This is a genomic window from Paenarthrobacter sp. NPDC091711, from assembly GCF_044756605.1.
Lineage (GTDB): Bacteria > Actinomycetota > Actinomycetes > Actinomycetales > Micrococcaceae > Arthrobacter.
In genome coordinates, this window is record NZ_JBIVTF010000006.1 from 240,881 (window position 1) to 242,006 (window position 1,126).

Annotated in this window: 1 protein-coding gene and 1 rRNA gene; one reads left to right on the top strand and one right to left on the bottom strand. The window is 60.7% G+C overall.

The window, feature by feature from the left end:
- Window positions 1-507 (top strand): hypothetical protein (locus ACIQH5_RS12205; RefSeq protein ID WP_400403514.1); only part of this gene is annotated, 507 nt, incomplete at its 5' end.
- Between the two features lie 274 nt (window positions 508-781).
- Here ACIQH5_RS12205 and rrf read toward each other — a convergent pair.
- A 5S ribosomal RNA gene (gene rrf, locus ACIQH5_RS12210) occupies window positions 782-898 on the bottom strand.
- Between the last annotated feature and the right edge of the window lie 228 nt (window positions 899-1,126).

Genomic DNA, 1,126 nt, shown 5'->3' on the forward strand with positions numbered 1-1,126 from the left:
CGGACGACGTTCGCCATCACGGGCCGGACGATCGCTGCGGTCGCCGAAAGGCTTGCGGTCGCGGTCGCCACCGAAGGAGCGACGTTCACCATCACGGGTGGGACGATCATTACGATCGCCGAAAGGCTTGCGGTCGCGGTCGCCACCGAAGGAGCGACGTTCACCATCACGGGCGGGACGATCATTACGATCGCCGAAAGGCTTGCGGTCGCGGTCGCCACCGAAGGAGCGACGTTCACCATCACGGGCAGGCCGATCGCCACGGTCATTGTTAAAGGGACGACGCTCGCCATCACGAGCCGGACGATCATTACCGTCCCGATTTTCCCTCGAACGGAACCCACGAGGGTCCCCTCCGGAGTTGTTGTTAGGGCGGTACGAACCGCGGTCGTCCCGGTTCCCGCCGAAGTTTCCGCGATTACCGCCGCGATTGCCGCCGTTGTGCTCAGCCATGGTGGATTCCTCCTGTTGCGAGCCGACCACTGGCGCGTGCGTAGTCGCTCATAACCCTTATTTCGTTGTCACGCCGCCAGCAGCACGCAGCTGCCGACTCGTATATCTGATTCAATTCTATTCGACCCCGCCGCAGCGACAGAACGCTGAGGACCGCTTTGGGGTGTCCCGTGGCAAGTCTCACAAGCGCGGTGCTTCCCAGCTATCTCGCACCACCCGCGCTCATCCGTCAGGGGAGCCGCCGCCCCCAGGCAGAGAGCTGTGTCTTTTGGGTTGTTAAATGCGGGGAGCCCCGACCTGTGTTGGTCGGGGCTCCCCGTTAATGGTTGTCCGGCGGTGTCCTACTCTCCCACACCCTCCCGGGTGCAGTACCATCGGCGCTGTGGGTCTTAGCTTCCGGGTTCGGAATGGGACCGGGCGTTTCCCCCACGCTATGACCGCCGTAACTCTGTTACCCGACCCCTGTGGGGGTGGGAAATCTGTGGGTTACAACTGTGGTGTTGTTATTTTGTTGTGTTGGTTCCTGGAACAAGTTTTGGTTGTTGTTCGGGAACCACATAGTGGACGCGTGCAGTGTGTTGTGTGGTGTAAGTTGTTGGCCTATTAGTACCGGTCAGCTTCACGAGTCTTTAGTCCTCGCTTCCACATCCGGCCTATCAACCCAGTGGTCTGG